Below are 26,921 nucleotides of genomic sequence, written 5' to 3'. Positions count from 1 at the left end.
TTGACCGTCAAGGACTCGGCCCGGATCTAGCCACTTTTAGGACAAAAGGCCCCGTCGCATCCGTTCCAGTTTCTGCCGGACATCCTCACTGATGCGGCTGTCCAGACTGTTATCGCCTTTGCTGCGCTCCACAGCAGAGTCGGTCATTCGCCGCCGATCACGGGTCGCTGTTTCCACTTGGTGATACAGCTCTCGAACAGGCAAACGGCAGGCACCTCTTCCTAAGGCCATGAACTGTTCCACGGCGTCACCCGTCGCCACCCATATGTTGGCTCTTTTGAGTCGCCCCAGCACTCGCTCTATGTACCGATCGGCCGTTTCATCCTCCCGGGTATAGACGACCTGTATACCGGGCCTCTGTTCGACCCGTTCTACCCCTCCTTTAACGAGGTGGGCGTCAAAAACGATGATGACTTCCATCCCTTTTACCGCCCCGTACTCGGCCAATGCATCGATCAAACGGTCGCGGGCGTGTTCAAAATTATGGGTACGCAGGCCGGCCAGGTTGGGCCATGCGTTGAGGGCATTGTACCCGTCCACGATCAGGATGTCTTTCATAGAGCTATGCCCCTTATTGGGGAGTGCCGGCGCCTACCTGTTTCTGGCGTACCCGTTCGTACATCAGCAATGCCCCAGCCACGGAAGCGTTGAGCGAGCCCATCTGGCCGCCCATGGGGATGGAGACCAGGAAGTCACATTTATCGGCGAGCAGGCGGCTGATGCCTTTTCCCTCACTGCCGACGATCAATCCGATGGGTCCGGAGAAATCCTGCATATAAAAGGGTTTGGGAGCCGATACGTCACTGCCAACGATCCACAGACCGGCTTTTTTCAATTGGTCTACCGTCTGCACAAGGTTGGTCACCCGTGCGATGGACACGTGTTCGACAGCGCCGGCGGACGCTTTGGCCACGGTGCTCGTAATCGGAACACCGCGCCGTTTCGGAATGACGACGCCGTGTACACCAGCGCTTTCGGCTGTCCGCAGCAGAGCGCCTACGTTATGAGGATCTTCTAATCCGTCGAGGATCAAAATAAAAGGCGCTTCGCCGTTGGCTTTAGCCTTTTCCAGCATATCCTCAACGTCCACATATTTGATGGGAGCTACGTGGGCCGTAACCCCTTGGTGATGGCGCGCTTCCTTATCCAAAACAAGCCGTTCCACTTCGACGATGGGGATCTTCCGCTCTCGGGCGAGGGCGATGATCTCCCGAATGGAGCCTTCCCGAGTCCCTTTAGCGACGACGAGCTTGTTGATGGCACGGCCCGACTTCAGTGCTTCCAAAATCGGTTGGCGTCCGGCTAGCAAATCCTCCCGTTCTTCCACAGGAGGGAACTTCTTGTCTCTGTCTCTATTCATTCTACTTCGGTCCCACTTTCTTCATGCCCAGAGATTTTAGTTTCCCGCAAGACATGGCCCCTTCCGGGCAAATCCCCTTCATTTCACAAGGGGCTCCGGCACCGGCAAAGAGCCTCGGTGCCACCCTTCGGACTTCTTCGAGCATTTTCTCGGCCACCTGGCGAATCTCCCACTGGGCCCGCCGGCAAAGCCGGTGCTCGAAAAAGTTGTATAAACTGCGCGTGTTAAAGGTGCATACGATGGCAGTCGTACAGGCATTCGGCAGCACATAGCGGGCATCTTCCGGCGGAACGAGCGACGCCAGTTCGGCGTAGGCGCCGGCGATCGTGCCCATCAGTTGGTCGAACTTGTCCCGCGCTTCCGCTTGCCGGGCGATGGACGGGGGCATGACATAATCAAAATCATTTTCCCGAACATAGCGCTGAGACCGCTGGCTGTAACTGGCGATACGGTGCCGGACCAGCTGGTGGCTCGTGGCGCGGGAAATGCCGCTGACCGAGAAGGTAAAACTGGCATGCTCTAACGGCGACAGATGACCCATCGCCACTAGTTTGTCCAGCAAAGCTAAAGCTCTTGCTTCGTTCATACCTTCGAGCAGTGCCTGGGGATCATCGGGCGAATAGCAGAGCCGGGCCGCCGCAGCTACGGTTCGCTCCGGCTCTGGTGTATGAGCGATAAGGCTGACTTCCATAAATTAATTGCTCCGTCCAATTTGGTTTTCTAACTAAATATTACCATCAAACGCTTATTTATGCCACACTTATTGCCGATTATTCCCGAGCCGAGACTCGAAATATGTCTGGAGCAGTTCGAGCTTGTCCGGGCAGGTGAGGGTCCAGTAACCGATCAAACATTCGAAGCCGGTGGCCAGTCGATAGGTGGTGACGTCAGTCGATTTGGGGCAGCGGTTGGAGTTGGCGTTACGGCCTCGGCGGACCCATTCCATTTCTTCTTCGGACAGTTGGGGTTCCAGCCAGCGTAGGAGTTCAACTTGGGAGGGAGCCCGGACCAGTTCGACGGCGAGCCGATGCAGGTCTTTGACTTTAACAAGGCCGGCGTCGATGAGAAAACGGCGCACCCACAGTTCATAGGCTGCATCGCCCAAGTAAGCCAGCGCCAGAGGAGAGGGCAGTTCAGCTGGGAGTCGGTTTGTCCAGTCCTTATGAATGCGGCTCACGTCAGCCCTTCTTCCAACGGGCCCCTTGGGGCGTGTCTTCGATGATGATCGCCAGCTCTTTTAAGCCGTCTCGAATCTTGTCGGCTGTGGCCCAGTCCTTTTTCTTCCGCGCTTCGCCACGCAGGCTGATCAATAAGTCCATCAGCCCGTCGACGAGAGAGTCGTCGGCTGCTTCGGCCGTTTCGGCTAGTTCAATTCCCATCACGCCGGCCAGTTGATCGAACGTTTCTGCCACATGGCGGAGCAGTTCCAGATCCTCCGCCCCTAGGCCTTCCCCGCCGTGGAGAAAAGCGTTCGTCTCCCGGGCTAAGTCAAAGAGCAGCGATAGGGCGAGCGCCGTGTTGAAATCGTCGTCCATCGCTTCGCAGAAATCATGTTTCGTCTTTGTCCACTGGTCGGCCAGTTTCTCCCGCTGCGCAGCAGGACGACGGTTGCCGCTTTGGCGAGCAGCGTCTTTTAAGGCCTCTTCTAGCAGGCGACGGCCTGTGCGCAAGCGTTGTAAGCCTTTTTGAGCCGCTTCGAGTTTGGTATCGTCAAAATCCAAGGGGCTGCGGTAATGGGTCGAGAGCAAGTAGAAACGAACCACGTCGCCGGAGAATTTTTTTAGGATCTGGCGAAGGGTGAAAAAGTTGCCTAAAGACTTGGACATCTTTTCCTGGTTGACGGTGATGAAGCCGTTGTGCAGCCAGTAACGGGCCATCGGTGCGTTGCCAGTGCAAGCTTCCGATTGCGCGATTTCGTTTTCGTGGTGAGGGAAGATCAAATCCTGCCCGCCGCCATGAATGTCGAAACTGTCTCCCAAGTATTTCTGTGACATGGCCGAGCACTCGATATGCCAGCCGGGTCGGCCTTTACCCCAGGGACTGTCCCAGGAAGGTTCGCCAGGCTTCACTTTTTTCCAGAGGGCGAAATCCATGGCATGGCGTTTGCGCTCGTCCACCTCCACCCGGGCACCGGCCTGCATATCCTCTTGGGAACGACCGGAGAGCTTCCCATAGTCTTTGAAACTGGGGATGGAGAAGTAAACATCGCCTTCCATCTCATAGGCATGCCCTTTTTCTTCGAGCTTGCGAATCATGGCGATGATATCACCCATATGGGTGCTCACTTTCGGGTGAATCGTAGCCGGGCGCACGTTCAGCGCTTTAGCATCTTGAAAATACTCTTCCACGAACCGGGCTGCCAGTTGTATCGGATCTTCCCCGACCTCGTTGGCCCGGTTGATGATCTTGTCATCGATGTCGGTAAAGTTTTGAATATAGTCGACTTCGTACCCCGAATATTCGAGGTAACGGCGAACCGTATCGAACACGACTAAGGGTCGGGCGTTGCCCAGGTGGATAAAATCGTAGGTAGTCGGTCCGCACACATACATGCCGACCTTGCCTGCTTTAAGCGGAACAAATGTTTCTTTCTCCCGCTTCAACGTGTTGTACACTTTGAGAGTCACTTGTATTTCCCTCCAATTGAGCGATGCGTTCCTCTAGATGAGAGATCTTCCGCTGCATACAGAAGAGCATTTCCGCGACCGGGTCAGGCAGGTGATTATGGTCTAGATCGATAGGGTTGCGGTCTTTTACGTTGACACCGTCACGGATGACGATTCGTCCAGGCACACCGACGACAGTGCAGTTCGGCGGCACTGGTTTGAGCACAACCGAACCGGCGCCGATCTTCACGTTGTCGCCGATGGTCATGGATCCTAAAACCTTGGCTCCCGAAGATACGACCACGTTATTGCCGATGGTGGGGTGGCGCTTGCCTTTTTCCTTCCCTGTCCCGCCTAAGGTCACCCCTTGATAGATGGTGACGTTATCGCCGACTTCCGCTGTCTCCCCGATGACGACGCCGGTGCCGTGGTCGATGAACAGACCTTCTCCGATCTTCGCCCCAGGGTGAATCTCGATGCCCGTGATAAAGCGGCTAACCTGCGAGATGAACCGGGCCAATACAGGCCATTTTTTCTTATAGAGCCAGTGTGCGACGCGGTGGATTAAAATCGCGTGAAATCCCGGATAACAGAGGATGACCTCCCATACGGATTTTACTGCGGGATCTCGCTCAAATACCACCTGAATGTCTCTGCGGATTCGACCCAGCATGTGTCAGTCCCCCCTGTCAATCTTGAAAAATATAAAAACCCTCCACCTCTGTCTTAGGACAGAGGCGAAGGGTCTTTCGCGGTTCCACTCTGCTTGACGCACAAGCGCCAACTCGTTCGGCGCGCCCCGTTACAGGCGTTCCGAAGGCGGATAACGGGGCCAATCCGGCCGGATTTACACATGGTCGTCACCATGGTTCAATCGGGCGATTCCCGGGCGCACAGACACCGCTGTTCACCCCGGTCGCTTCCAGCCAATGGCGACCTTCTCTGGTGGGGATCCACGATGGTTCCTCCCGATCTTCATCGGTATCCTTGTTCAGTTATCTCGATTATGGCCTATTATACGTTTTTTCCGAAAGCGGTGTCAATGTGACTTGTCACAGCGACAAGCCCAGCTGGGCCGCCGAATGGCGAACCCGGGCGACGACCGATTCCTGGCCCAGCGCAGTGACGATGTAGTTGAGATCGGGTCCGTGCTGTTGGCCTGTCAAGGCGACACGAACAGGCATAAAGACTTTCTTTCCGCCTTGCTTCGTCTCCTTGGTGACTTCCTTCAGCAACGCTTTTACCGAATCAGGCTCAATCGCCCGGCCATCGGTGATTTTTTGCAAAAAGGCGTTCAAGACCACAGGTACTTGCTCTTCTGCCAAAACTGCCTTGGCTTCGTCACTCTCGAAGGTCACTTCGTCCCCGAAGAAGAGCGGAGCAAAATCGGCGACCTGCCCCATAGAGGATATTTTCTCCTGAACGGCCTGCATCATCCACCGGACCTTCTGCATTTGCTGGTCATCGAGCTCTTCCCCGATGTATCCCGCTTCCCGCAGGTGCGGCAACGCTAACTCGATCAGCCGGTCGATCTCTGCTTTGCGGATGTAGACGCCGTTGATGTAGTTCAGTTTATCCGAGTCAAAAACAGCCGGGTTTTTCGCCACCCGGTCCAGGGAGAAGCGGCTGATCAACTCATCCAAGGTAAAGATCTCTTCTTCCCCTTCCGGAGACCACCCGAGCAGGACGAGGAAGTTCACCAGTGCTTCAGGAAGATAGCCTTGAGACTGGTAGGCGACAACAGAGGTGGAACCGTGACGCTTGCTCATCTTGGTGCGGTCTTTGCCGAGGATCAACGATACATGGGCAAATTTCGGACGGGATATTCCCAGCGCATCATAGATCAATAGCTGCCGAGGTGTATTGGAGAGATGCTCTTCACCGCGGATGACATGGGTGATATCCATCGATGCATCGTCGAGGACGACGGCGAAGTTATAGGTCGGAATGCCGTCCGACTTGACGATGATAAAGTCGCCGATACCGGCACAATCGAAGCTGACTTGACCGCGCACCAGATCATCGACGGTGACGGCCCCTTCATCAGGCACCCGGAATCGAATGACGGGCTTCCGTCCTTCCGCCTGATAGCGGGCTTCATCTTCCAGGCTGAGGCAGCGGCAATTACCGGCGTAGCGCGGCATTTCTCCTTTATCGATAAATGCCTGCCGTTGCGCTTCCAGTTCTTCTTCCGAACAATAGCAGCGATAGGCTTGTCCCGACGCGAGCAGCTTCTCGGCCGCCTCGGTGTAGATAGAGAGACGCTCCGTCTGCCGGTATGGGGCATGAGGTCCGCCGACACGGATGCCTTCATCCCAGGTGATGCCGAGCCACTCTAAGGAGTCGAGAATGTTCTTCTCGCTCTCCAGGCTGGAACGCTCAAGGTCGGTATCTTCGATCCGGACGATGAATTGTCCGCCGAAGCGGCGGGCCAGCAAAAAGTTAAACAGGGCCGAACGGGCACCGCCGATATGTAGCGGACCTGTGGGGCTCGGGGCGAAACGAACGCGGACGTTTTGCACGAGGTCATGCTCCTTTTCTCTGTTTATATAAAAACTCGTCCACAGAACAAGCGAAAGTATCTAGTTTTTGACTACGGTAGCCACGGCGTAAGCGGCGATCCCCTCACCGGTGCCGGTAAAACCAAGCCCCTCTGTGGTCGTCGCTTTCACATTAATCCGATCCACCGGGATACCTAAAGCCTGACTGATCTTTTGTTGCATAGCCGGGATGAAAGGCGCCAGCTTGGGGCGCTGAGCCACGATGGTCGCATCGATGTTGACGACGGTCCAGCCCTGCTCTTTGAGCTTACTGTCGACGGCTTCTAAAAGCAGGATGCTGGAAATTCCTTTGTAGGTCGGATCGTTATCGGGGAAATGACGGCCGATATCACCCATGGAGGCGGCACCGAGCATGGCATCTTTGATCGCATGGAGAAGCACATCGGCATCGGAGTGACCGAGCAGCCCTTTTTCATAGGGCACGTCGACACCACCGAGGATCAGTTTTCGCCCTTCTACCAGCTTATGCACATCATATCCCATACCGGTCCGTACCCGAAGCAGCCATTGCAGCGGATCTGATGAAAGTTCCGTCGCCCGTTCCTGCGCTGCCGCAGCCTCGCCAGCTGCAGCGTCCGATTGCTCTCGCCTCCGCTTGAGGATGGCTTCCGCCAGCACCAGGTCTTCGGGCGTGGTCAGCTTGACGTTTTCGTACTCCCCTTCGACCAGATAGACCGGGTAGCCAGCCATCTCCATAACCATGGCATCATCGGTGGGAATGCCACGATAGCCACGGGAACGAGACTCATTTAGACGGTCATAGGCATGAATAAGATCTTCTACGGCAAAAACCTGCGGTGTTTGGACGGCGTACATGCCGGAACGTTCCGGTGTCTCGATCACTTTGCCGCCAGCCGATACTTTTTTGATCGTATCTTTGACCGGCACAGCGACGACTGCGGAGCGGCAGGCCGTCACCTTCTGGATACATCTGGTAAGCAAGGCGGGCGTGAAAAGGGGCCGTGCGCCATCATGCACGGCCACCCATTCACATTCTTTCTCGCCCAAAGCTCTAAGCCCTTGCTGTACCGAATCCATTCGCTCTTCGCCGCCCTCGACGACTCGGATGCGTTCCGCCCAGCCGTTCCCTTCTACCATCCCCTGCATGTAGGCCATGTCCTCTCGACCGGTCACCAACAGGATCGGCTGAAAGTGATCCGGGTGGTTGACAAATCCCTGCAGCGTCCACCAGATGATCGGTTTGCCTGCCAAGGGTAAGAGAACCTTGTTCTTGTCGGCACCCATGCGCTTGCCGCGCCCGGCGGCGACGATAATGGCTGCACAGCACCCATTAGACAATTGCATTCACCTCATTCAAGGTCGGAGAAGGCGAAGACGTGGTCGCCTTTTTTCCATCACTAGCTTTGGGTTTGGCAAAGATCATACGGCCTGCCGCCGTTTGCAGCACCGACGTCACCAAGACGGTAATCATCTGACCGATAAAGCGTTTGCCGCCGTCGACGACGATCATCGTGCCGTCATCCAGATAAGCCACACCTTGGCCCAATTCCTTCCCGTCCTTGATCACCTGTACGGTCATCTCTTCGCCCGGTAGAACGACCGGCTTGACGGCGTTGGCCAATTCGTTGATATTGAGTACCTTCACTCCCTGCAGTTCGGCCACTTTGTTCAAGTTATAATCGTTGGTGACGATCTGTCCGCCCACTTCCCGGCAGAGCCGGACCAGTTTAGAGTCAACTTCGGTCAAGTCGTCATAGTCGCGTTGGTCAATCTGGACAACAACATCCAATTCCTTGCGAATCTTGTTGAGTATGTCCAACCCCCGTCGTCCCCGGTTGCGTTTCAGCAAATCGGACGAATCGGCGATATGCTGCAATTCTTCCAGCACAAAAGCGGGAATGACCAAGGTGCCATCGATAAAACCGCTCTTGCAGATGTCGGCGATCCGACCGTCAATGATGACGCTCGTATCGAGGACTTTGAGAGAAGGGTTTTTCGGGGGATCCCCCTTCGGCTGGCTTCGTTCCTTCCCACCGAGTCGAGGAATGACACTTAACACTTCTTCACGCTTTTTGACACCGACACGCATACCGACATATCCTAAGATAGCTGCCACAAAAATAGAGATATAACGACCCAAACCAGGAATCTCAGATATTGGAGACACCAACAGGTTGGCAATGAAAAGGCCAACGATAAGTCCAAAGGCCCCGCCGATCAATTCTTGTGTGGGAGTTCGTTGCAGTCTGTTTTCCAACCAACCGGTCAGAACGACGACTCGCTTTATCAATGGGGGGGCAATAAAAAAGCCAAACAAACCGGGAAGCATCGTCACTATGGCCAAAAAGGAATGCTTCGCTGGGTAAGAGGAAAGGTCAAAAACTCGGTTCGCCCCGGAAATTAACGAATACCCGAAGGAAAAGCCTGCAGCGGCAAATGCCAGCGCGATGGCGTATCTCATGATATTCCTAAACATCCAATCACCTCCTTTTCTAATATTTTTGCTAAGTTTCATTAACATTATACGGGAAAAACATATGTCCTGGCAAGGAGATGGGTATTTTTAGAACTTTTTTCGTTAAATTTCCTTGAATAATGTAAAAAGCCCGTGTGACCTGTTTATTTTAGGCCAGTACCCGGGCCAAAAGGTCTTCAATCTGCTCCGGCTGGGAGTCGAAGGCCAGGACGAGCTCACTGATCAGGATTTGTTTCGCATTTTCCAGCATTCGTCGTTCACCGGTGGACAAACCTTTGTCTTGGTTGCGGTGAACGAGGTTACGCACAACCTCTGCGACGGCCAAGATATCGCCGCTTTTCATCTTATCGAGATTGGCCCGGTAGCGGTGATGCCAGTTGGCGGAAGCGGTGTTTCGTTTCTGCTGCAAGACTTCCATCACCTGAGAGATTCCCTCTTCGCCAGCGACCTGCCGCAACCCGATATCGTCGGTGTTGCCGATGGGAACCATGATGCGCATATCGCCGATGGAAAGCTTCATCACGTAGTACTTTCGCTTTTTACCTAAGACCTCTTTTTCTTCAATCGCTTCGATCACACCTGCACCGTGCATGGGATAGACCACCTTATCGCCGATGGAAAACATAGGCCCCCTCCTTTGCCGTTAAACCCAAAATTCGAATTTTATCCGACATTAGGTTGGCTTAAGTGCCATCTTTCCCCATCCCCCTTTGATTGACAATCGCTGGCGGACCCCATTATAATGGGGGCAAACATCCGGTTGGGAAAGGACGGGAGCATTGGAGCATGAAAGACTTGGTGTGCGAACAGTTTCAGGATACAGTATCCCAATTTTTAATCCGTCATCAAAGTATCTTGGACATACTCTCCAAGTCTCAGGAATCCAATGCCCGGGTAAACCGGGCGGTCATAAAAGCCGTGACTAGTTGCGGCTGTGTGAAGATAAAAGCGGAAAAGCATGATATTCCACCTGAGGCTACCCTTGCAGATCTGAAAACCCTGTTGAGCACTCATTTGGAAGGCGAACTTTGCCCCAACTGCCGCGATATCATCGTCGGCGAGATGGGAAAATCGATCTTCTATATGACGGCCTTATGCCATAGCTTAGGTTTAAACTTGTCAGATGTACTGCAACGGGAAAACGAGAAGGTATCCACGTTAAGAGTATTCAATTTCACTTGACCTCATGACTTGCACGCGGTCGGCTCATTGCCGGTCGCTTTTTTATTGCCCTTTTTCGGGCTTTCGGGAAATCGAATGAAGTGACTGGCACCCGCGCAAACTGAAACCATCATACTGCCCAAGGAAGGGATCTAGCTTGCAAACAGACCAGTCATCACCCGGCAATCAACCGGGCATTCCCATCGGGGCGGCACCTGTCATGATTTATCCCCCCATGACCGATCCGGCCTATTGGGCAAAGCCGTCACCACCGACAGGCTTTCAAAGCTCTGCCCCATCGTCATCCCAACCAAGGCAATCACAGAACCAAGGGCAGAGTCAACGAGGGAGCGGCAACCGGCAACAGAATTCTGGATCGAATTCCAGCCAAGGCTCAAGTCAAAAGCAGAATGCCAAACAAAACACCAATTCACAAGGGGACGGTCAAGGACAAGGGCAACCGGATTCGAAAAACAACTCCGGTAGGAACCCAAATCAACAGAACGCTTCCCAGGACGGGGGGCAACAGCAACCAGGACAGGGACAAATGGGAGCGACAGCACCTCCTGGCTATTACGGCTATCCCTATCTGCGTCCAGCTTCACCCTATCCCTCTTATCCACCACCGATGTACAGCGCTCCGCCAGCCATGATTCCCCAAGTCAATCTAGCCGTTCCACCGATGACCGATAAGGACTTGTTGCTCATCGTCGATCTGATGGCTCATGAAATGAACGTCGCTAAAAAGAGCCGATCCTTTGCCCAAACTTGCGGCAACAGTCAGGTCAAATCGGCATTGGAACGAATCAGCCAGATGCACCAGCGCCATTGTAAAATGCTGCTTCAGCACTGCCAATCGGGCGGGATACCGACAACCATGTGGTCATAAAAGGGGGCACTCACCATGGCCGGCGCCATGAAAATGCGCAAAACCGCCCGGCAGCAAGGCGGCCGCAACAATCTATCGCCTTCGAATCAAGAGGGGCAATCCTCCGGTAACGAGCAAGCTTCGTCCAGTTTTCTCAGTGATCAGGAAATGCTCTGGGACATCATCAATACGGAAAAACATTTGGCCCATATGTACAACGTAGCCGCCTTGGAAGCAGGTCAGGTGACACTCTATCAGGACCTGATGGTCTGTTTGAATGAAACGCAAGCCAGTCAGCGCGAACTTTTTCATATCATGCTCCAGCAGGGATGGTATCACCTGCACCCCGCCGACAGTTGGCAGCTTCAACAGGTTTACCAACAGTTTCAGGGCATGATGGAGCAACTTTCATCGCCCTCATCTTCGGGTTCCGAATCGTCCGGCGGCGGTTCAAACAGCGGGGGAACTAACAACGGAGGCGCCTCTGCTGGAAGCAACAGCTGACCTATAAATGCCCGTCCAGCAGCACTTGCTCCCGCATCCGGCGAAGACCTTCGCGAATCGCCCGGGCCCGCACTTCGCCGATCCCTTCCACTTCATCGAGTTCTTCGATGGTCGCGCGGTTGATGTTCTGCAAACTGCCGAAAGTGGCCACGAGGTTTTCCACGACCGCGTAAGGAAGGCGGGGAATTTGGGAAAGGATCCGGTAGCCCCGGGGGGAAACAGACATATCGAGTACGCCTAAGCCGCTTCCATAGCCTAAGATCTTGGCGATGGGGATTAAATCAGGCGTATCTTGACAAGAGTGGCGAATTTCCTCCCGGATTTGGCTAACGGCACGGTTTTCCGTGGTCCGGTAATCTTCGATGGCCATCCGTCCCCGCTCTTCCACGTTGTCCACCAGTTCAGCCAACTGCATGCTGACAAGCCGGCCTTCGTTGCCCAGTTCGCAGATGTACTGCTGCATCTCTAAGTACATACGGGAGAACATCTCGATCCGTTGCAGGATTTTTGCGACGTCGAAAACGGTCACCAACTCTTGAAACTCCAGCGCCGTCAGCGTGACCAGCGCTTTGTCGATGACTACCTTGTATTTTTCCAAGGTCTGCAGACCTTGATTGGCTTTCGTTAAAATCGTGGCGATGTCCCGCAAGCTGTAGCGGATCGTCCCCAGATAGATCGTAATGATGCCTCGGCGCTGCGAGATGGAGATGACGATTTCTCCTGTCTGGCGTGCCACCCGCTCAGCCGTCCGGTGGCGAATGCCCGTTTCACTCGAGGGAATCGACGCATCCGGCACAAGTTGCGTGTTGGCGTATAAGATCCGGGTAGCGTCATGGTTGAGGACGATGGCCCCGTCCATCTTGGCGAGTTCGTAGAGGGCCGCCGATGAGTAAGGGCAATTGATTAAAAAGCCTCCTTCAACGAGACCCAGCACCTGAGGGCTGTCGCCGATGACGATGAGCCCCCCCGTCTTCGCCCGCAGGATGTTCTCCATCCCCTCGCGCAGCGGCGTGCCGGGTGCAAGAAACCGCAAGGCTCGAAATAATTTTTCATCGGTTTCTTTAACCATCTTTATCCTCCCAACACGGCAGCGAGGGCTTCATCGACCGTCTCTACCGCGATCACTTCCATACCCGTTTCTTCTCTCAAGTATTTCCTGTTTTGTTTCGGACAAACACACCGGGAAAAGCCTAATTTGACCGATTCATTGATTCGTTTTTCCAGATGGGTAACGGCTCGCACCTCTCCGGTCAAACCGACTTCGCCGATGACGACCACTTCCGGGTCGGCGGGCCGGTTGCGCCAACTGGAGGCGATAGCCGTCACGACCGCCAAATCGGAGGCCGGTTCAGCCAGCTTCAATCCTCCCGCTACATTTACATAAATATCCTGTTGACCTAAGTGAAGTCCCACTTTTTTATCCAACACGGCTGCCAAGAGCACCGTCCGGTTGTAATCCATCCCTGTGGCCATGCGACGAGGCTGTCCAAAGGTGGTTGGTGTCACCAGGGCCTGCACCTCGACGAGGACAGGGCGAGTCCCCTCCATACAAGGAACGACAACAGAACCGGCCACCCCTTGGGTCCGTTCGGCCAGGAAAAAGGCCGACGGGTTTGGCACTTCTACCATGCCTTGACCGAGCATCTCGAAGATCCCTAGCTCGTTCGTGGAGCCAAAGCGGTTTTTCACCCCCCGCAGCACCCGGTAAAGATAGTGCCGCTCCCCTTCCAGGTAGAGGACGGCGTCCACCATATGTTCCAGCAGGCGTGGACCGGCGATCGCGCCGTCTTTGGTCACATGACCGACCAGAGTCATCGCCACCGGTAAATCTTTGGCTAATCGGAGCAGTTGGCCCGTACACTCCCGAACCTGAGCCACGTTCCCGGGAGCTGAACCGATTTCATCCCAGTACATGGTTTGAATCGAATCGATGATCACCCAAGCCGGTTTGCACTCCCGGATGGAATCGCAAATCATCTGGATGTTTGTCTCTGCCAGGAGGTAGAGCTCCACCCCCTGCACCCCGAGCCGGGCGGCTCGCAACTTGATCTGCTGCACCGATTCTTCGCCGGACACGTAGAGGACCCTGCCGCCGCTGTCGGCGATTTTCTGGGCCGCCTGCAACAACAGCGTCGATTTTCCGATCCCCGGATCACCGGCCAGCAGTGTTAAGGAACCGGCCACAAGCCCGCCACCGAGGACCCGATCCAATTCGGAGATGCCCGTCGATAACCGGATGTTCTCTGTGACTTCTGCTTTATCCACATGAACGACAGCGCCTTTGGCGGCAGCGCCATATCGCTGGCTCAGCGCACCATCGCCGCTCGACTTCGCTATCCGCTCTTCCACTAAGCTGTTCCAAGCGCCACAGCCGGAACAGCGTCCCATCCACTTTAACGACTCTTGACCACATTCGCTGCAAAAGAACCGTGTTTTGGCTTTTGCCATGGACAACGTACCTTTCCTACCATGATGATGATTCTTCCGCGCAAATACATCGGAGTTAAATTTAATTTCGGGAATTCTCCGTCAATACCTGCTCTCGGATCAAAAAAAGAGGTTACGGTCCTATCATTCATAGGCCCTAACCTCTTCTTTCATTTGAGAAGTTTATTTGGACTGCAAGGTGATTTTTCCGTCGACCACATCGACGACGACCCGATCGCCGGCTTTAAAGTCGCCTCGCAGCATGCCTTCGGAGAACTGATCTTCCACAAACCGCTGAATGGAACGACGCAAGGGGCGGGCGCCAAAGTTTTCGTCATAGCCTTCTTTGGCGAGAAATTCTTCAGCTCCATCGGTCACTTCCATGGTTATGCCCGTCTCCATTAGCCGCTTATTCAGCTCTTTAAGCATCAGGCTGACGATCTTGCGAATGTCTCCCGTCGACAGAGCGTGGAAGACGATCGTCTCGTCGATGCGGTTGAGGAATTCGGGGCGGAAGCTTTTCTTCAACTCTTCCATCACGCGGGATTTCATGCCCTCATATTGCGCTTCCCGAGCTTTGGTCCCTTCCGCATCGCCTGTCTTAAAGCCCATGACGCCGGAGCGCTTGATCGTCGATGCGCCTACGTTGGAGGTCATGATGATCACTGTATTGCGGAAGTCTACGGTCCGGCCTTTCGTATCGGTGAGTCGACCATCTTCCAGCACTTGCAGCAGGATATTGAAGACTTCGGGGTGGGCTTTTTCGATCTCATCGAGCAGGATCACACAGTAAGGCTTGCGGCGGACGGCCTCGGTCAACTGGCCGCCTTCGTCATGGCCGATGTATCCGGGAGGGGCTCCCACGAGACGGGAGACGGTGTGTTTCTCCATGTACTCGGACATGTCGATACGTACCATGGCGTCTTCCTGACCGAATAGAGCTTCCGCCAGAGCTCGAGCCAGTTCCGTTTTCCCAACACCGGTCGGACCCAAGAAGATAAAGGAACCGATGGGGCGCTTGGGGTCTTTCAATCCCGCTCGAGCCCGCCGAACAGCCCGGGACACGGCGGCAACGGCTTCCTCTTGACCGATCACCCGTTGATGGATCACTTCCTCTAGCTTCAGCAAGCGGGCGCTCTCGTCTTCGGCCAGCTTTTTCACGGGGATGCCGGTCCAACTGGCGATGATATGGGCGATATCCTCTTCACTGACGACCGAATTGGCGATGCCTCGCTTTTGGCTCCAGGCATCTTTCTCTTTTTCTAACTGGTCTTTCATCTGCATCTCTTGATCCCGGAAGGCCGCCGCTTTTTCAAACTCTTGGGACAAGACGGCTGCTTCTTTTTCCTTGCGCACCTCTTCGAGTTTCGCTTCCAATTCTTTCAGGTCCGGTGGAGCCGTATAGGCCTGCAGACGGACGCGAGAAGCAGCCTCATCGATAAGGTCGATCGCTTTGTCGGGCAGGTGCCGGTCAGAGATGTAACGATCCGATAACTTGACGGCAGCGGCGATCGCCTCGTCGGTGATTTTCACCCGGTGATGAGCTTCGTAGCGATCGCGCAGCCCATGGAGGATCGCGATCGCTTCTTCCACTTTCGGCTCTCCTACGGTAATCGGTTGGAAGCGCCGCTCCAACGCTGGATCGCGCTCAATATGCTTGCGGTATTCATCGAGGGTTGTTGCGCCGATGCACTGCAGTTCGCCTCGAGCCAAAGCCGGTTTCAGGATGTTGGCGGCGTCAATGGCACCTTCGGCAGCACCGGCGCCGATGAGGGTATGCAGTTCGTCGATGAACAGGACGATATTCCCGGCCTGGCGAATCTCGTCCATCACCTTTTTCAGCCGTTCTTCGAATTCCCCGCGATATTTCGATCCAGCCACCACAGAGGACAAGTCCAGCGTGACGACCCGTTTGCCGACGAGCGTTTCGGGCACCTTTCCATCCACAATCCGCTGGGCCAAACCCTCAGCGATAGCTGTTTTCCCGACGCCTGGTTCGCCGATCAAGACGGGGTTGTTTTTGGTCCGGCGAGATAAGATCTGGACGACCCGCTCGATTTCCGGTTCCCTTCCGATGACCGGGTCTAACTTGCCATCCCGAGCCGAGACGGTCAGTTCACGGCCAAACTCATTCAGCGTCGGCGTGTTCTGCCCCATGTCGGCCGTCGAACCACCACCGGGTGCGCCGGAATGGACCGGCCCGCCACCGAGCAGAACCATGACCTGCTTACGCACTTTATCCAGGTTCAAACCGAGGTCGGTGAGCACTCGTGCGGCCACACCTTCCCCTTCACGTATCAGGCCGAGCAGGATGTGTTCGGTGCCTACGTAGTTGACTCCTTGGCGGCGGCCTTCATCATTGGCCAGTTCCAACGCTCTTTTGGCGCGCGGTGTAAAACCGATCTCTGCCGGTACACCGTCGCCCTGTCCGACCAGTTTGATCACTTGCTCCCGAACCTGTTCTAAGTCGATATTTAAGCTCATCAACGCTTTCGCCGCGATGCCTTCCCCTTCCCGGATGAGACCGAGCAACAAGTGCTCTGTTCCCACAGCAGGGTGTTTTAAGGCATGGGCCTCCTCTTTGGCTAAGAGGAGAACTTTTTGCGCTTTTTCGGTAAAACGTCCTAACATGACTAGTCCTCCTCTACTCTTCCATCCGGAAGCGCTCCCGGATTAGAGATGCTCGTTGCACATCCCGCTCGAAAGCGCTCAACTCCCGCCCAGCCATTTTCTGCAGGAAAGCAGGCCGGGTCAGGACGAGCATTTCATTCAACACTCGTGGCGATATTCCTTTAATGATCCCCAGATCGATGCCTAACCGTACGTTCGAAAGCAAGGTCATGGCTTCGTTCGTCGTCATGATGCGAGCATGGGCCAATGTGCCAAAGGCACGGCAGACGCGGTCTTCCAACTGGTCCTTCGTTTCCTTCAGTAGAACTTGGCGGGCCATCCGTTCATGGTCGATCAGTTGCGTCGCGATGACCATGAGGTTGGAGATGATCTCTTCTTCGGAGCGTCCCAGGGTTACCTGGTTGGAGATCTGAAAGAGATTGCCCGTCGCTTCGGTACCTTCTCCATAGAGGCCCCGGACGGTCATCCCCAGTTGAGAGAGGGAAGCCAGTGCCCGGGTCGCCTGATTGGTGAGCACCAGCGCCGGCAGGTGCATCATCACCGATGCCCGCAGGCCCGTACCGACGTTGGTCGGACAGGCGGTGAGATAGCCGAGTTTTTCGTCAAAGGCAAAATCGAGCTTCGATTCGAGCACATCGTCGATGCGGCTGGCTAGAGCCCAAGCCTCTTCCAACTGTAGGCCCGGGTAGATGCACTGGACCCGCAGATGGTCTTCTTCGTTGATCAACACCGATACGGCCTCGTCTGGGCTTAACACCAGGCCCTTGCCTCGCGTTTCCTCGGCGTGTTGCGGGCTGATCAGGTGCTTGTCGACGAGGACGGCCCGATCTAAGGGATTTAAATCTTGCAGTTCGACCGAGACCAACCCTCCGGAAGCTTGTTGGACCTGGGGATCATTGATAGCTTGCTCTACTTCACGGACGACGCCTTGCAACTGTTCTTCTTTGGCCCCATGGGGAAAGGGAACGGCACAGATGTTGCGGGCGAGGCGTACCCGGGAACTGATGACGATATCTGATTCTTTTCCGGTGCCCTCCATCCATTTGGTCCGGGCTTGATTGACAAAACGCTCTTGCATCAGGCACACCCCCTATTCCGACAACTCTTTTTCCAGGTCCCGAATCCGGTCCCGAACGCGAGCGGCCTGCTCAAATTCTTCCAAGGCCACATGCTGCTGCAGCTTTGCCCGAAGCTGTTGGATTTCCCGTTGTACGCGAATGGTACCGCCGGTGCGTTGAGGCACTTTGCCCGTGTGGCGGTTGGAACCTTGAACACGACGGAGGAGCGGCTCCATTTTATCCTTAAACTGAATAAAGCAGTGGTTGCAACCGAGTCGTCCGGTCTGGCTGATCTGGTTGTAGGTAGCACCACAGTTCTCACATTTTTCGGGCGGGGCAAAGCCAAAATTCACCTGTTTGGCCTGCTGCTGATGGGCGTCAAAGCCGAGCAGCCCCGCTAAGAATTTGTTGATCGGAAAGTCATCGTCAAAGGCCATGCTCCACTCTTTATGTTGCGCCCGGGCGCATTCTTCGCACAAATTGACTTCCGATTTTTCCCCGTTGATGATCTTCGTCAGGTGAACCGTAGCTGGTCGTTTTTTGCATTCATCACAATACACCGGAAAGCCCCCTTTACCCCAGTATAGGGTCATTCAATTTCGCTCAGTCGTCGGCTGACTCTTTTTCCTGATCTTGCCGCATGAGATTATAGAGCATAGCTTTCACCAACCGGGCTCGCAGCGCGTCCCGTTGGGGATAGGCTCCTTGCAACACGTCCCGTTGCACAGCGGCCTGCATCAGCAGCCCCTCTCGTGCCGTCAGCATCTGGTCATCAACCAGGCGGGAGATGAACCGTTTCGCCTGATCTTCTGAAATCAAATCGCCTAGCTGTGTCGATAAGAAATCCCATAGATCGTCACCCTCGTCGATCGACAGTTTGACGATGCGAACGAAACCGCCGCCGCCACGGCGGCTCTCGATGACATATCCCTGTTCCGTGGCGAAGCGGGTCGTCAATACATAGTTGATCTGCGACGGAACACAGCCGAAAAGAGCGGCCAACTGCTGCCGTTGCACCTCGATGGTGCTCTCCCGGCTTTGCTCCAGCAGTTCTTTAATGTAACGTTCGATCTGGTCGGCTAGATTGGCCATGTTGTCTCACCACCGCTATGGTTTTTTGTGCTACATCACAAGCCGGCCCTCGTGAACATCAAAGCGAATCGTCCCGCCATTCGATACGGTCCCAGCGATGAGTGCCCGGGCAACCGGGGTCTCCACATGACGCTGCAAGTACCGCTTCAAGGGACGAGCGCCGTAGACGGGGTCGAAGCCTTCCCGGGCGATCTGCGCTTTCGCCGCCTCGGTCAGTTCCAGGCGGATAAAGCGCTGTTGCAACCGTTCTTGCAGTTCAGACGTCATTATATCGATAATCGCCGTGATCTCCTTGAGTGTGAGCGGCTTGAAGAGGACCACATCGTCCACACGGTTCAAAAACTCCGGCCGGAAATGAGTCCGCAAACTGCTCATCACCTGGTCGCGAGCGGTCGGACGGATCTCTCCGTCATCAGTCACCCCGTCCAGCAAAAACTGCGACCCGATATTGGAGGTCATGATGATCACTGTGTTCTTAAAGTCCACCGTCCGTCCCTGAGCGTCGGTCACCCGGCCGTCATCGAGGATCTGCAGCAGTACGTTGAACACGTCGGGGTGTGATTTTTCAATCTCATCAAAGAGAATGACTGAATAAGGTTTGCGCCGGACCGCTTCGGTCAGTTGTCCGCCTTCCTCATACCCCACATAGCCGGGAGGTGCACCGATGAGCCGGGCTACTGTATGCTTCTCCATATACTCGGACATGTCGATGCGGATCATGTTCTCTTCACTGTCAAAAAGCGCCCGAGCCAGTGTCTTGGCTAACTCGGTCTTTCCGACACCAGTGGGACCGAGGAAGATGAAAGAACCGATCGGGCGGCGGGGATCTTTGATGCCTGCTCGAGCCCGGAGGACGGCATCTGTCACTAGGTCGACAGCTTCCTCTTGACCGATCACCCGTTCATGGAGGATGTCGCTCAACCGGAGTAATTTTTCCCGTTCCCCTTCCACTAATCGCGTGACCGGGATCCCGGTCCAACGGGCGACGATATCGGCGATCTCTTCTTCGGTCACTTCTTCCCGCAGCAGCCGGTTTTCACCAGACTTCCGGGCCAGTTCTGTTTCTTCTTGTTGCAGCTGCTGCTCCAGCTGCGGCAGCCGGCCGTATTTGAGTTCGGCCAGCCGGTTGAGGTCATAATGGTATCCCCGCTCTGCCTCGTCGACATCGCGGCGGACTTTATCGATCTCTTCACGCAAGGACTGCACCTTGCGGATCGCTTCTTTTTCCAAGTCCCAACGGGCACGCATCTGGTCTTCTTTTTCCTTGAGATCGGCCAGTTCTTTGCGCAGCGCTTCCAACCGTTCGAGACTAGCCTTATCTTTTTCCTTTGCTAGCGCGGCCTCTTCCACTTCGAGTTGCATGCGCCGCCGACTCACTTCATCGAGTTCTGTCGGTAAAGAGTCGATCTCTGTGCGGATCATGGCGCAAGCCTCATCGACGAGGTCGATCGCCTTATCGGGCAGGAAACGGTCGCTGATATAGCGGTTGGATAAGGTCGCTGCAGCCACTAGCGCATTATCGTGGATCTTCACGCCGTGGTGGACTTCAAAGCGCTCTTTTAAGCCCCGAAGGATCGAGATGGTATCTTCCACGTCGGGAGCCTCGACGATGACCGGTTGGAAGCGCCGTTCCAAAGCCGCATCCTTTTCAATGTACTTGCGGTATTCGTCCAAGGTCGTCGCGCCGATACAGTGGAGTTCCCCCCGGGCCAGCATCGGCTTGAGCATATTGCCGGCATCCATGGCCCCCTCGGCTTTACCGGCACCAACGATGGTGTGCAGTTCGTCGATGAAGAGCAGGATCCGGCCGTCGCTTTTCTTGATCTCCTGCAGCACTGCTTTGAGCCGTTCTTCAAACTCGCCGCGGTATTTGGCGCCGGCGACCAGGGCACCCAAATCGAGAGCGAAGATGGCCTTATCTTTTAATCCTTCGGGAACATCGCCCCGGACGATCCGAAGAGCCAAGCCCTCGACGATGGCCGTCTTGCCGACGCCAGGTTCGCCGATGAGGACAGGGTTGTTCTTCGTCTTTCGCGATAGGATCCGTACGACCCTGCGAATTTCGGCGTCGCGGCCGATGACTGGATCGAGACGTCCCCGCCGGGCTTCCTGGACCAACTCACGTCCGTACTTTTCCAGCACCTCATAGGTCACTTCCGGGTTGGCGCTCGTGACGCGCTGGTGGCCGCGAATGGCCGTCAATGCCTTTAAGAGGCTCTCCCGGGTTAACTTGAACTCGTTGAAAAGGCGCTTGAGCGGCATATCGAGAGCCGGATCCAAAAAAGCCAGCAACAGGTGTTCTACGGAAATATATTCGTCTTTCAGGCCCCGCGCCTCTTCTTCGGCTTTTACCATGAGACGTTGCATCCGGGGTGTAATATATACCTTGCCATGTTCCATGCCCGGTCCGGTCACTCGGGGCTTTCGCTCCATTTCCCGACGGACCTGGCTGCGGAAGGCGTCACTGTCTATTCCCATCTTGTCCAGGAGTCGACGAGTCAACCCTTCTTCCTGGTCGACAAGGGCCATCAAGAGGTGTTCCCCATCGACTTCCGGATTTCCCTGCTGTACCGCCAGCGATTGGGCTGCCATAAAGGCTTCTTGACTTTTTTGGGTCAGCTTATTGAAATCCATGATCCCACCTCCAAAAATTCGTAGTAGTTTTTTCCTCTGTCATTGACTAACTTTGACCTTTGTGAGCTTATTATATCACCATTTTGCTAAGTTTATTCAAGAAGCACTTTTTTGAAATAGTCGTCAATAGGTTCGATAAATAGAGATTAAGTTTGATTATCTAGGAAATCCGCTAATTTTCAAGAGCATACACTATCGTATGAAATGTCCCATTCCGGTAGTTGACAACGCCTACACTCAGTGTAAAATTACACTATAGTGTGAAATTTTACACTCAATTGCCTAGGAGGGATGCCGATGAAGCGAGAAGACCCCGGTGTGCTGACACAGGAAACCTTTGACCAATTGGTTTCCGCAAAGCTGCGGCCCATTCGTACGGATGCTGATTTGACGCAGGATAAAATGGCTGAAATCATCGGCATATCGAAAAAAACATTAGTCGATGTGGAAAAGGGCCGAAAGACCTTAGGCTTTACAGCGGCGTCACTGACAGCCATATTATTTCGCCGAGGTGAGCCCGTTCAGTCCCTCTTTGGCGACATGACTATCGATGTCGTTGAATTCGTCTCCACTCGAGCGAAGTCTCGTGCCTGGTACAAAACCTTGGGAGGCCCGGTATGGTGGATCGAAGAAAGCCGGCAGGGGCCTTTCATCGTCCAAAAACACCGCTTCACTCCCTATTACCGGATCATCGACAGCGATCATTACCTCCATTATTACAGCCTCAACCGGGAAGAGACCTTCCAGCGATTGGCTGAACTCACCACGGGTACTATCGCTGAAGAGCCAAACCGGTAAGAATGTCCGAGAACGGCTACTCTGCTGTCGAATCGTGACCGGAAAGTCCCAACGAGTCCTAAACAGCTTCGTCTCGTCTATAAAGTTGATAAAGTCGTTCCCGACCTTTAACTGTCTCTATGGTGATCTAGAAAGGACGGTGAGAGTCAATGATGCTTCGGTACAAGTGGTTACGCAGCGAAATCGATCAGTGGTACACAGAGGGCCTGATTACATCCGAGCAGAGAGAACGGCTGCAAGAGCGTTATATCCCTTCGGAATGGCGTTCATCCCAAATCATTTTGTGGCTCGCCGGGTTGCTCGTCGGTCTGGGGATCATCTTGATGGTCGCCTCTAACTGGGACGAGATCAGCAGGTCGATCCGGCTGGGCCTGATCTGCAGCGTCATCATCGCCGCCTATACCACTGGGTATGTTCTTGCCTACGGCAAAGGCAACTACCCTCGTGTCGGCTCAGCTTTTTTGTTGCTGGGCTTGTTCGCTTACGGGGCCGGGATCTGGCTCGTCGGTCAGATGTATCATATCAGTTCCTATGACGCCACCGGCCTGGGGTTATGGTTTCTCGGGGCCATCGCTGTGGCTTACCTGACCGGGCACCCTCTCTTTTTCCTTTCAGCGTTAGTTCTTCTGACCACCTCCAATCTCAGCGATGCTGTGGACCATACCCTGTCTCTCGTCACCGGGCCCTGGTTTTACGGCGCCTTCATTGTGCTCGTTCTCCCTTTTCTTTGGCGGCACAACCGACCTGTACACCGTTATGGGGCTACCATCGCCTTCTTCTTCTGTATCCTCGCTCAATTGCTGGAATCGGAACAGAGTCTCATCTGGTTCTCCCTGTTCCCACTATGGGGGCTGATCTACGACCGCATCGCGGAAAAAGGCAATCGTCCCTTGCCACCGCTGCTGTTCACACCGTTGCTCTTCTGGGGCGCCTTTTTGGTAGAGATCCTATCTCTTATGAATCCGCCGCCGCTTGCACCCTTTTGGCCTTGGCTTACCGCCTTTTGGCTATTGTCGGCAGTGGCCATTCTATGGTTGGGTGCTCGAAAGCAAACCTCGCTCGAATCACTCGCTATGATCGCCTTGACCTCACCCCTTCCCTATGTCGCCAAGTACATTGAACCGGGAAAAGAGCTGATCGGCAACGGGAGCCCCATAGGAAGCAGCACCTTCTTGATGACCTACACGGAAGTTGCTGCCTTGTCGATTCTCTTTGTGGGAGCCATACTGCTGATCCAAAGCGGGAGCCGGCTCCGTGAAGAATGGCAGATCAACAGCGGGACCCTCTTTTTCCTGGTCTGTGTTCTTTACGCCTATGGTCGATACGCCTGGGGACTATTCGACAAGTCGCTATTCTTTATCGGCGGAGGCCTGGTCCTCTTTGTTCTCGGCTATACCCTGGAACGCAAACGGCGTCATCTTGTGGACGCCAGTCGCAAGGAGGTGTAATTCATGCGCCGCTTTGCCTTTATCGCCGTGGTTGCCTTGCAGGTGATCGTCTTGCTCCTGATGGCAGGCAGCCGGGCCGCCATCGTTTCATCCGGTCAAGAGATCCTCTTGAAAGCGGAGCCTGTCGACCCCCGCCATCCCTTCATGGGCGATTATGTCCGCTTGAGCTACAACATTTCCAACATCGATCTACGTCTCGTTTCTACCGATATCGCCGAAGAAAACTTCGACTATGGAAGCAAGGTGTACGTCGTCGTCGAAGACCAGCGAGGGCTGTACCACGCAGTTGGCCTTTATCAAAAGGAACCTGCAGCCGCTCCGGGACAGGTCGTCTTACAAGGACGTTACGACGGTTTTCACGATCAGGAACCTTCTGCTCGCGATCCTCTAGCCGCTCCCCTTGAAAAAGATCCCGTCCGTGACGGCAGACCGAAATTCGCTCGGATTGAATACGGCTTGGAAGAGTACTACCTGCCTGAGGGAAAGGGCCTTGAGTTGGAGCAAACTCTTCGCGAGCAAAAGAATCTCTACGCCCGCGTGAAAGTATGGCGAGGGGACAGCGTGCTCACGGGCCTGGTGCAGGCGGAATCCCTTTAGGAGGAAAGGAGGAGTAATCAATGGCTTCCTTCTGGCGTCAATGGAGTCATTACGCTCGCTTTGCCCTTCCCTTCTTACTCGGTCAGCAAGATGTGCCACTGATCTTAGGCCTTGTCGTCACTGACCGCTGTAACCTAGCCTGCAAGGATTGCCGGGTAGCGAATACGGGCCGCTCCGATATGACTTTTACGCAGATACAGGAAAAACTCCTTTCCTGCTATCGACGGGGCTTTCGAGAGCTGTACATCGAAGGCGGCGAACCTTTTTTATGGCGGGATCATGACTACCGGTTGGATGATGTCGTGGAAGAGGCACGGCGAATCGGCTTCTTTCACGTCCACATCTATACAAACGGTCACTTCCCCCTGCAGAGCCGGGCTGATCTGCTTTGGGTCAGCGTCGACGGCTTACGGGACCATTACGCCCGGATCCGTGGAGATCACTTTGAAAAAGTTCGAGCCAACATTTTTGCATCACCGATGCAAAAAAAGTCGATCGTCTATACGGTCAATCAACTCAACCGCGATCATATTGAAGTATTTCTCCGGACCGTAGCCCAGGATAAATGGCCGGTAGCCGGTGTGATGTTCTATTTTCATACCCCCTATTACGGCATCGACGAGTTGTTCATCCCGGCGAAAGAACGATCGTCGATCATCGACGAACTCATTCAACATAAGCAAAAGGGCCTTCCGGTCTACAATTCCATATCCGGTCTCCGCCTGCTGCAAAGCGGCAACTGGCGAAGACCAAGTCGTACTTATGCCATTATCGATCAAGACGGAGAATACCTATGCTGCCGCTATAACCGCCCCGAGATCTGCCGCGAATGCGGCTACGGCGCTTGTACAGAGGTGGCTGCCGCTCAGCAGTGGCATGTCGACGCCTGGCGTAACTTAGCCGGCTTTCTCTAAGCTTCTTCGATAAGGAGGATGGTCATGGTTCCCTCGTCAAGTCCCTGGTGGACTCGTTGGCTGCGTCGATACCTTGTCGGCGCCGAGCAAGAGTTCACCTTTCATCCGGTCCGCGATGTCCAGTTGCCTCAAATAAAGTCTGCCGGTTTGTACCTGCATGTTCCTTTTTGTAAAAGTCTGTGTCCCTACTGCCCTTATAACAAGATCGCCTACGCCGATTCCTGGGTAGAGCCCTATGTGCAGGCGGTGCTCCGTGAAATCGAAGAAGTCTATCGGCGATTGGGTTCGATCGATATTACCTCTATCTATATCGGCGGCGGAACACCGACCCATATCGCCGACAAGTTAGGGACCATTCTGGAATATGCCGCTTATCGCTTTCGTCTCACCGGTCCCGTCTGTATTGAGACAAATCCCATGGATCTCGAAAGCGGTTTTGTTGCAGCAGAGCAATTGAAGTCGATGGGCATAAAGCGGATCAGTTTAGGCGTTCAAAGCTTTGACGAACGATGTTTGTCCCTCTTAGGCCGCAAGTACTCGGCGCAAATCTTGCCTCCCACTTTACGCTCCCTGGTCCAGGCCGGTTTCGAAACGGTCAATGTCGATCTAATGTTTGCCCTGCCTGATCAAAGGGAGGAGGATGTACTGACTGATATTGCGAAATCCATATCTCTCGGCGTAGATCAAGTCACCTTATATCCCTTATTCACCTTTCCCTATACGACGGTGGGGAAATACCGGGCCATCAAAAAAGTAAAAATGCCGGACCTAACTGTCCGGCGGCGCATGTATAAACGTATCCATGATTACTTCTTACAACAAGGTTGGCACCGGGTATCGGTCTGGGGCTTTGCCAGAGAGCAAGCACCGCGTTATTCCTCCGTGACTAGAGACGAATATATAGGATTAGGTCCAGGTGCCGGCTCTCACTTACCAGGTTTGTTTTACATAAACACGTTTTCTGTAGAAGCATATATTCAAGCGATGAAACAAAAGGAGCGGTTACCGGTCGCGATGTCGCTACGACTGAACGACTCCCTAAGCTTTTATCACTGGTTGTATTGGCGGTTATACGATACGGCGATACCCATAGGCCCCTTAGAGAAGCAGCGAGAAAAAGGAGACCGAAGACCCTTGGACCTCGTTCGTTTTCTTCAGTGGGTAAAATGGGCCGAGGTAACAGAGGATTTCGCTATCTTAACGGAACCGGGAGCCTTCTGGCTGCACTTGATGCAAAATTATTTTGCTCTCGACTATGTAAACCGGATCTGGTCGACGGCAGGAGAAACACCATGGCCTGAAGCGATAAACATCTGATACTCTTGATACTCTTCTAAAAAGCAAAAACCTCAGACGTTTCCGTCTGAGGTTAACTCTCTTATTGGCTCCTCGAGTAGGATTCGAACCTACAACCTACCGGTTAACAGCCGGTTGCTCTACCGTTGAGCTATCGAGGAACGGTATTCAGGACATTGATTTGTCCCTTGAAAACTACACAGGTGATAATTTTATTTGATTCCGTTACGGACGGTTCCCACGTCGTTTCGGCGCTTAAGCGCCGACGACTGAGGTCACCCAGTCCCGCTGCATCAAATAAAATTATCTGGAAGTAAAGCTTGTAAGGTCAAGTCCTCGACCAATTCGTACCCGTCGACTGAACACCTCACGGCGTGTACATCTCGGGCCGATCGACCAGGTCATCTTCCTGGGGTCTTACCTCTTTCGAGTGGGAAGTCTCATCTTTGGGTCGGTTTCGCGCTTAGATGCTTTCAGCGCTTATCCGCTCCCGACATAGCTACCCAGCGCTGCCGTTGGCACGACAACT

Annotated in this window: 25 protein-coding genes, 1 tRNA gene and 1 rRNA gene; 8 read left to right on the top strand and 19 right to left on the bottom strand. The window is 54.3% G+C overall.

From position 1 onward, the window contains the following. Positions 1–36: 36 nt before the first annotated feature. From H1S01_RS12020 to H1S01_RS11975, 10 genes are all read right to left on the bottom strand, one after another. On the bottom strand, positions 37–558 hold the full coding sequence (locus H1S01_RS12020) for an NYN domain-containing protein (protein ID WP_188040731.1): 522 nt from the start codon (positions 556–558) through the stop codon (positions 37–39). 13 nt (positions 559–571) lie between these two features. Continuing rightward, positions 572–1,360, bottom strand: coding sequence for a 23S rRNA (guanosine(2251)-2'-O)-methyltransferase RlmB (gene rlmB, locus H1S01_RS12015; protein WP_188040730.1), 789 nt, complete (start codon positions 1,358–1,360; stop codon positions 572–574). Between the two features lies 1 nt (position 1,361). Next, on the bottom strand, positions 1,362–2,051 hold the full coding sequence (gene thyX / locus H1S01_RS12010; protein ID WP_188040729.1) for an FAD-dependent thymidylate synthase: 690 nt from the start codon (positions 2,049–2,051) through the stop codon (positions 1,362–1,364). A gap of 69 nt (positions 2,052–2,120) precedes the next feature. Next, positions 2,121–2,537, bottom strand: a complete 417-nt coding sequence (locus H1S01_RS12005; protein ID WP_341479094.1) for a Mini-ribonuclease 3 — start codon at positions 2,535–2,537, stop codon at positions 2,121–2,123. Between the two features lies 1 nt (position 2,538). Continuing rightward, positions 2,539–3,987, bottom strand: a complete 1,449-nt coding sequence (gene cysS, locus H1S01_RS12000; protein WP_188040728.1) for a cysteine--tRNA ligase — start codon at positions 3,985–3,987, stop codon at positions 2,539–2,541. After that, entirely contained in the window at positions 3,929–4,639 is a 711-nt protein-coding gene (cysE, locus tag H1S01_RS11995; RefSeq protein WP_188040727.1) for a serine O-acetyltransferase, read from the bottom strand. Before cysE ends, cysS begins: the two co-directional genes overlap by 59 nt. 379 nt (positions 4,640–5,018) lie before the next feature. Continuing rightward, entirely contained in the window at positions 5,019–6,488 is a 1,470-nt protein-coding gene (gene gltX, locus H1S01_RS11990) for a glutamate--tRNA ligase (RefSeq protein WP_341479093.1), read from the bottom strand. A 60-nt stretch (positions 6,489–6,548) separates the two neighbouring features. Then, positions 6,549–7,826, bottom strand: coding sequence for a 2-C-methyl-D-erythritol 4-phosphate cytidylyltransferase (gene ispD / locus H1S01_RS21990; protein ID WP_207732308.1), 1,278 nt, complete (start codon positions 7,824–7,826; stop codon positions 6,549–6,551). Beyond that, positions 7,819–8,964 carry a PIN/TRAM domain-containing protein gene (locus H1S01_RS11980; RefSeq protein WP_188040725.1) on the bottom strand — a complete coding sequence of 382 codons (1,146 nt, stop codon included), beginning with the start codon at positions 8,962–8,964 and terminating at the stop codon, positions 7,819–7,821. Before H1S01_RS11980 ends, ispD begins: the two co-directional genes overlap by 8 nt. Positions 8,965–9,112: 148 nt before the next feature. Continuing rightward, positions 9,113–9,589: a CarD family transcriptional regulator gene (locus H1S01_RS11975; protein WP_188040724.1), complete on the bottom strand. Its 477-nt coding sequence runs from the start codon at positions 9,587–9,589 to the stop codon at positions 9,113–9,115. 161 nt (positions 9,590–9,750) lie between these two features. Between H1S01_RS11975 and H1S01_RS11970 the strand changes: the two genes are divergently transcribed. The 3 genes from H1S01_RS11970 to H1S01_RS11960 all read left to right on the top strand — a co-directional run bounded on the left by H1S01_RS11970 (position 9,751) and on the right by H1S01_RS11960 (position 11,497). Then, positions 9,751–10,146: a nucleoside triphosphate pyrophosphohydrolase family protein gene (locus H1S01_RS11970; RefSeq protein ID WP_188040723.1), complete on the top strand. Its 396-nt coding sequence runs from the start codon at positions 9,751–9,753 to the stop codon at positions 10,144–10,146. 136 nt (positions 10,147–10,282) lie between these two features. Next, on the top strand, positions 10,283–11,014 hold the full coding sequence (locus H1S01_RS11965) for a hypothetical protein (protein ID WP_188040722.1): 732 nt from the start codon (positions 10,283–10,285) through the stop codon (positions 11,012–11,014). Between the two features lie 15 nt (positions 11,015–11,029). Next, positions 11,030–11,497: a spore coat protein gene (locus H1S01_RS11960; RefSeq protein WP_188040721.1), complete on the top strand. Its 468-nt coding sequence runs from the start codon at positions 11,030–11,032 to the stop codon at positions 11,495–11,497. Position 11,498: 1 nt separating this feature from the next. Here H1S01_RS11960 and disA read toward each other — a convergent pair whose 3' ends face one another. The 7 genes from disA to clpB form a co-directional block, all read right to left on the bottom strand. After that, positions 11,499–12,566: a DNA integrity scanning diadenylate cyclase DisA gene (gene disA / locus H1S01_RS11955; RefSeq protein WP_188040720.1), complete on the bottom strand. Its 1,068-nt coding sequence runs from the start codon at positions 12,564–12,566 to the stop codon at positions 11,499–11,501. A 2-nt stretch (positions 12,567–12,568) separates the two neighbouring features. Further along, the gene (gene radA / locus H1S01_RS11950) at positions 12,569–13,945 is read right to left on the bottom strand and encodes a DNA repair protein RadA (RefSeq protein WP_188040790.1); all 1,377 of its coding nucleotides are present in this window, start codon (positions 13,943–13,945) and stop codon (positions 12,569–12,571) included. Between the two features lie 162 nt (positions 13,946–14,107). Next, entirely contained in the window at positions 14,108–16,555 is a 2,448-nt protein-coding gene (locus tag H1S01_RS11945) for an ATP-dependent Clp protease ATP-binding subunit (protein WP_188040719.1), read from the bottom strand. Positions 16,556–16,568: 13 nt separating this feature from the next. Next, positions 16,569–17,633: a protein arginine kinase gene (locus H1S01_RS11940; protein ID WP_188040718.1), complete on the bottom strand. Its 1,065-nt coding sequence runs from the start codon at positions 17,631–17,633 to the stop codon at positions 16,569–16,571. Positions 17,634–17,645: 12 nt separating this feature from the next. Next, positions 17,646–18,173: a UvrB/UvrC motif-containing protein gene (locus tag H1S01_RS11935; RefSeq protein WP_170291887.1), complete on the bottom strand. Its 528-nt coding sequence runs from the start codon at positions 18,171–18,173 to the stop codon at positions 17,646–17,648. Positions 18,174–18,216: 43 nt separating this feature from the next. Further along, positions 18,217–18,705: a CtsR family transcriptional regulator gene (locus tag H1S01_RS11930; RefSeq protein WP_188040717.1), complete on the bottom strand. Its 489-nt coding sequence runs from the start codon at positions 18,703–18,705 to the stop codon at positions 18,217–18,219. 30 nt (positions 18,706–18,735) lie between these two features. Then, the gene (gene clpB / locus H1S01_RS11925) at positions 18,736–21,339 is read right to left on the bottom strand and encodes an ATP-dependent chaperone ClpB (protein ID WP_188040716.1); all 2,604 of its coding nucleotides are present in this window, start codon (positions 21,337–21,339) and stop codon (positions 18,736–18,738) included. Positions 21,340–21,636: 297 nt separating this feature from the next. On the opposite strand from clpB, the gene H1S01_RS11920 reads away from it, so the two are divergent. From H1S01_RS11920 to H1S01_RS11900, 5 genes are all read left to right on the top strand, one after another. Next, positions 21,637–22,137 (top strand): helix-turn-helix transcriptional regulator, encoded by a 501-nt coding sequence (locus H1S01_RS11920; protein WP_188040715.1) that lies wholly within the window; start codon positions 21,637–21,639, stop codon positions 22,135–22,137. Positions 22,138–22,286: 149 nt separating this feature from the next. Beyond that, entirely contained in the window at positions 22,287–23,585 is a 1,299-nt protein-coding gene (locus H1S01_RS11915; RefSeq protein WP_188040714.1) for a DUF2157 domain-containing protein, read from the top strand. A gap of 3 nt (positions 23,586–23,588) precedes the next feature. Continuing rightward, positions 23,589–24,182, top strand: a complete 594-nt coding sequence (locus H1S01_RS11910) for a GDYXXLXY domain-containing protein (RefSeq protein ID WP_188040713.1) — start codon at positions 23,589–23,591, stop codon at positions 24,180–24,182. 20 nt (positions 24,183–24,202) lie between these two features. Further along, positions 24,203–25,096, top strand: a complete 894-nt coding sequence (locus tag H1S01_RS11905) for a radical SAM protein (RefSeq protein WP_188040712.1) — start codon at positions 24,203–24,205, stop codon at positions 25,094–25,096. 24 nt (positions 25,097–25,120) lie between these two features. After that, on the top strand, positions 25,121–26,413 hold the full coding sequence (locus H1S01_RS11900) for a coproporphyrinogen-III oxidase family protein (protein ID WP_188040711.1): 1,293 nt from the start codon (positions 25,121–25,123) through the stop codon (positions 26,411–26,413). A gap of 65 nt (positions 26,414–26,478) precedes the next feature. On the opposite strand, the gene H1S01_RS11895 is transcribed toward H1S01_RS11900, so the two are convergent. Together H1S01_RS11895 and H1S01_RS11890 are read right to left on the bottom strand one after the other, a co-directional pair. Then, positions 26,479–26,553 (bottom strand) — tRNA-Asn (locus tag H1S01_RS11895). Positions 26,554–26,716: 163 nt separating this feature from the next. Next, positions 26,717–26,921 (bottom strand): 23S ribosomal RNA (locus H1S01_RS11890); the annotation flags it as partial.

Origin of the sequence: Heliobacterium chlorum (genome assembly GCF_014502795.1) — a bacterium.
Lineage (GTDB): Bacteria > Bacillota > Desulfitobacteriia > Heliobacteriales > Heliobacteriaceae > Heliobacterium > Heliobacterium chlorum.
Note: the sequence above shows the minus strand (reverse complement) of the source record. Positions and strands in the feature narration are given on the sequence as shown.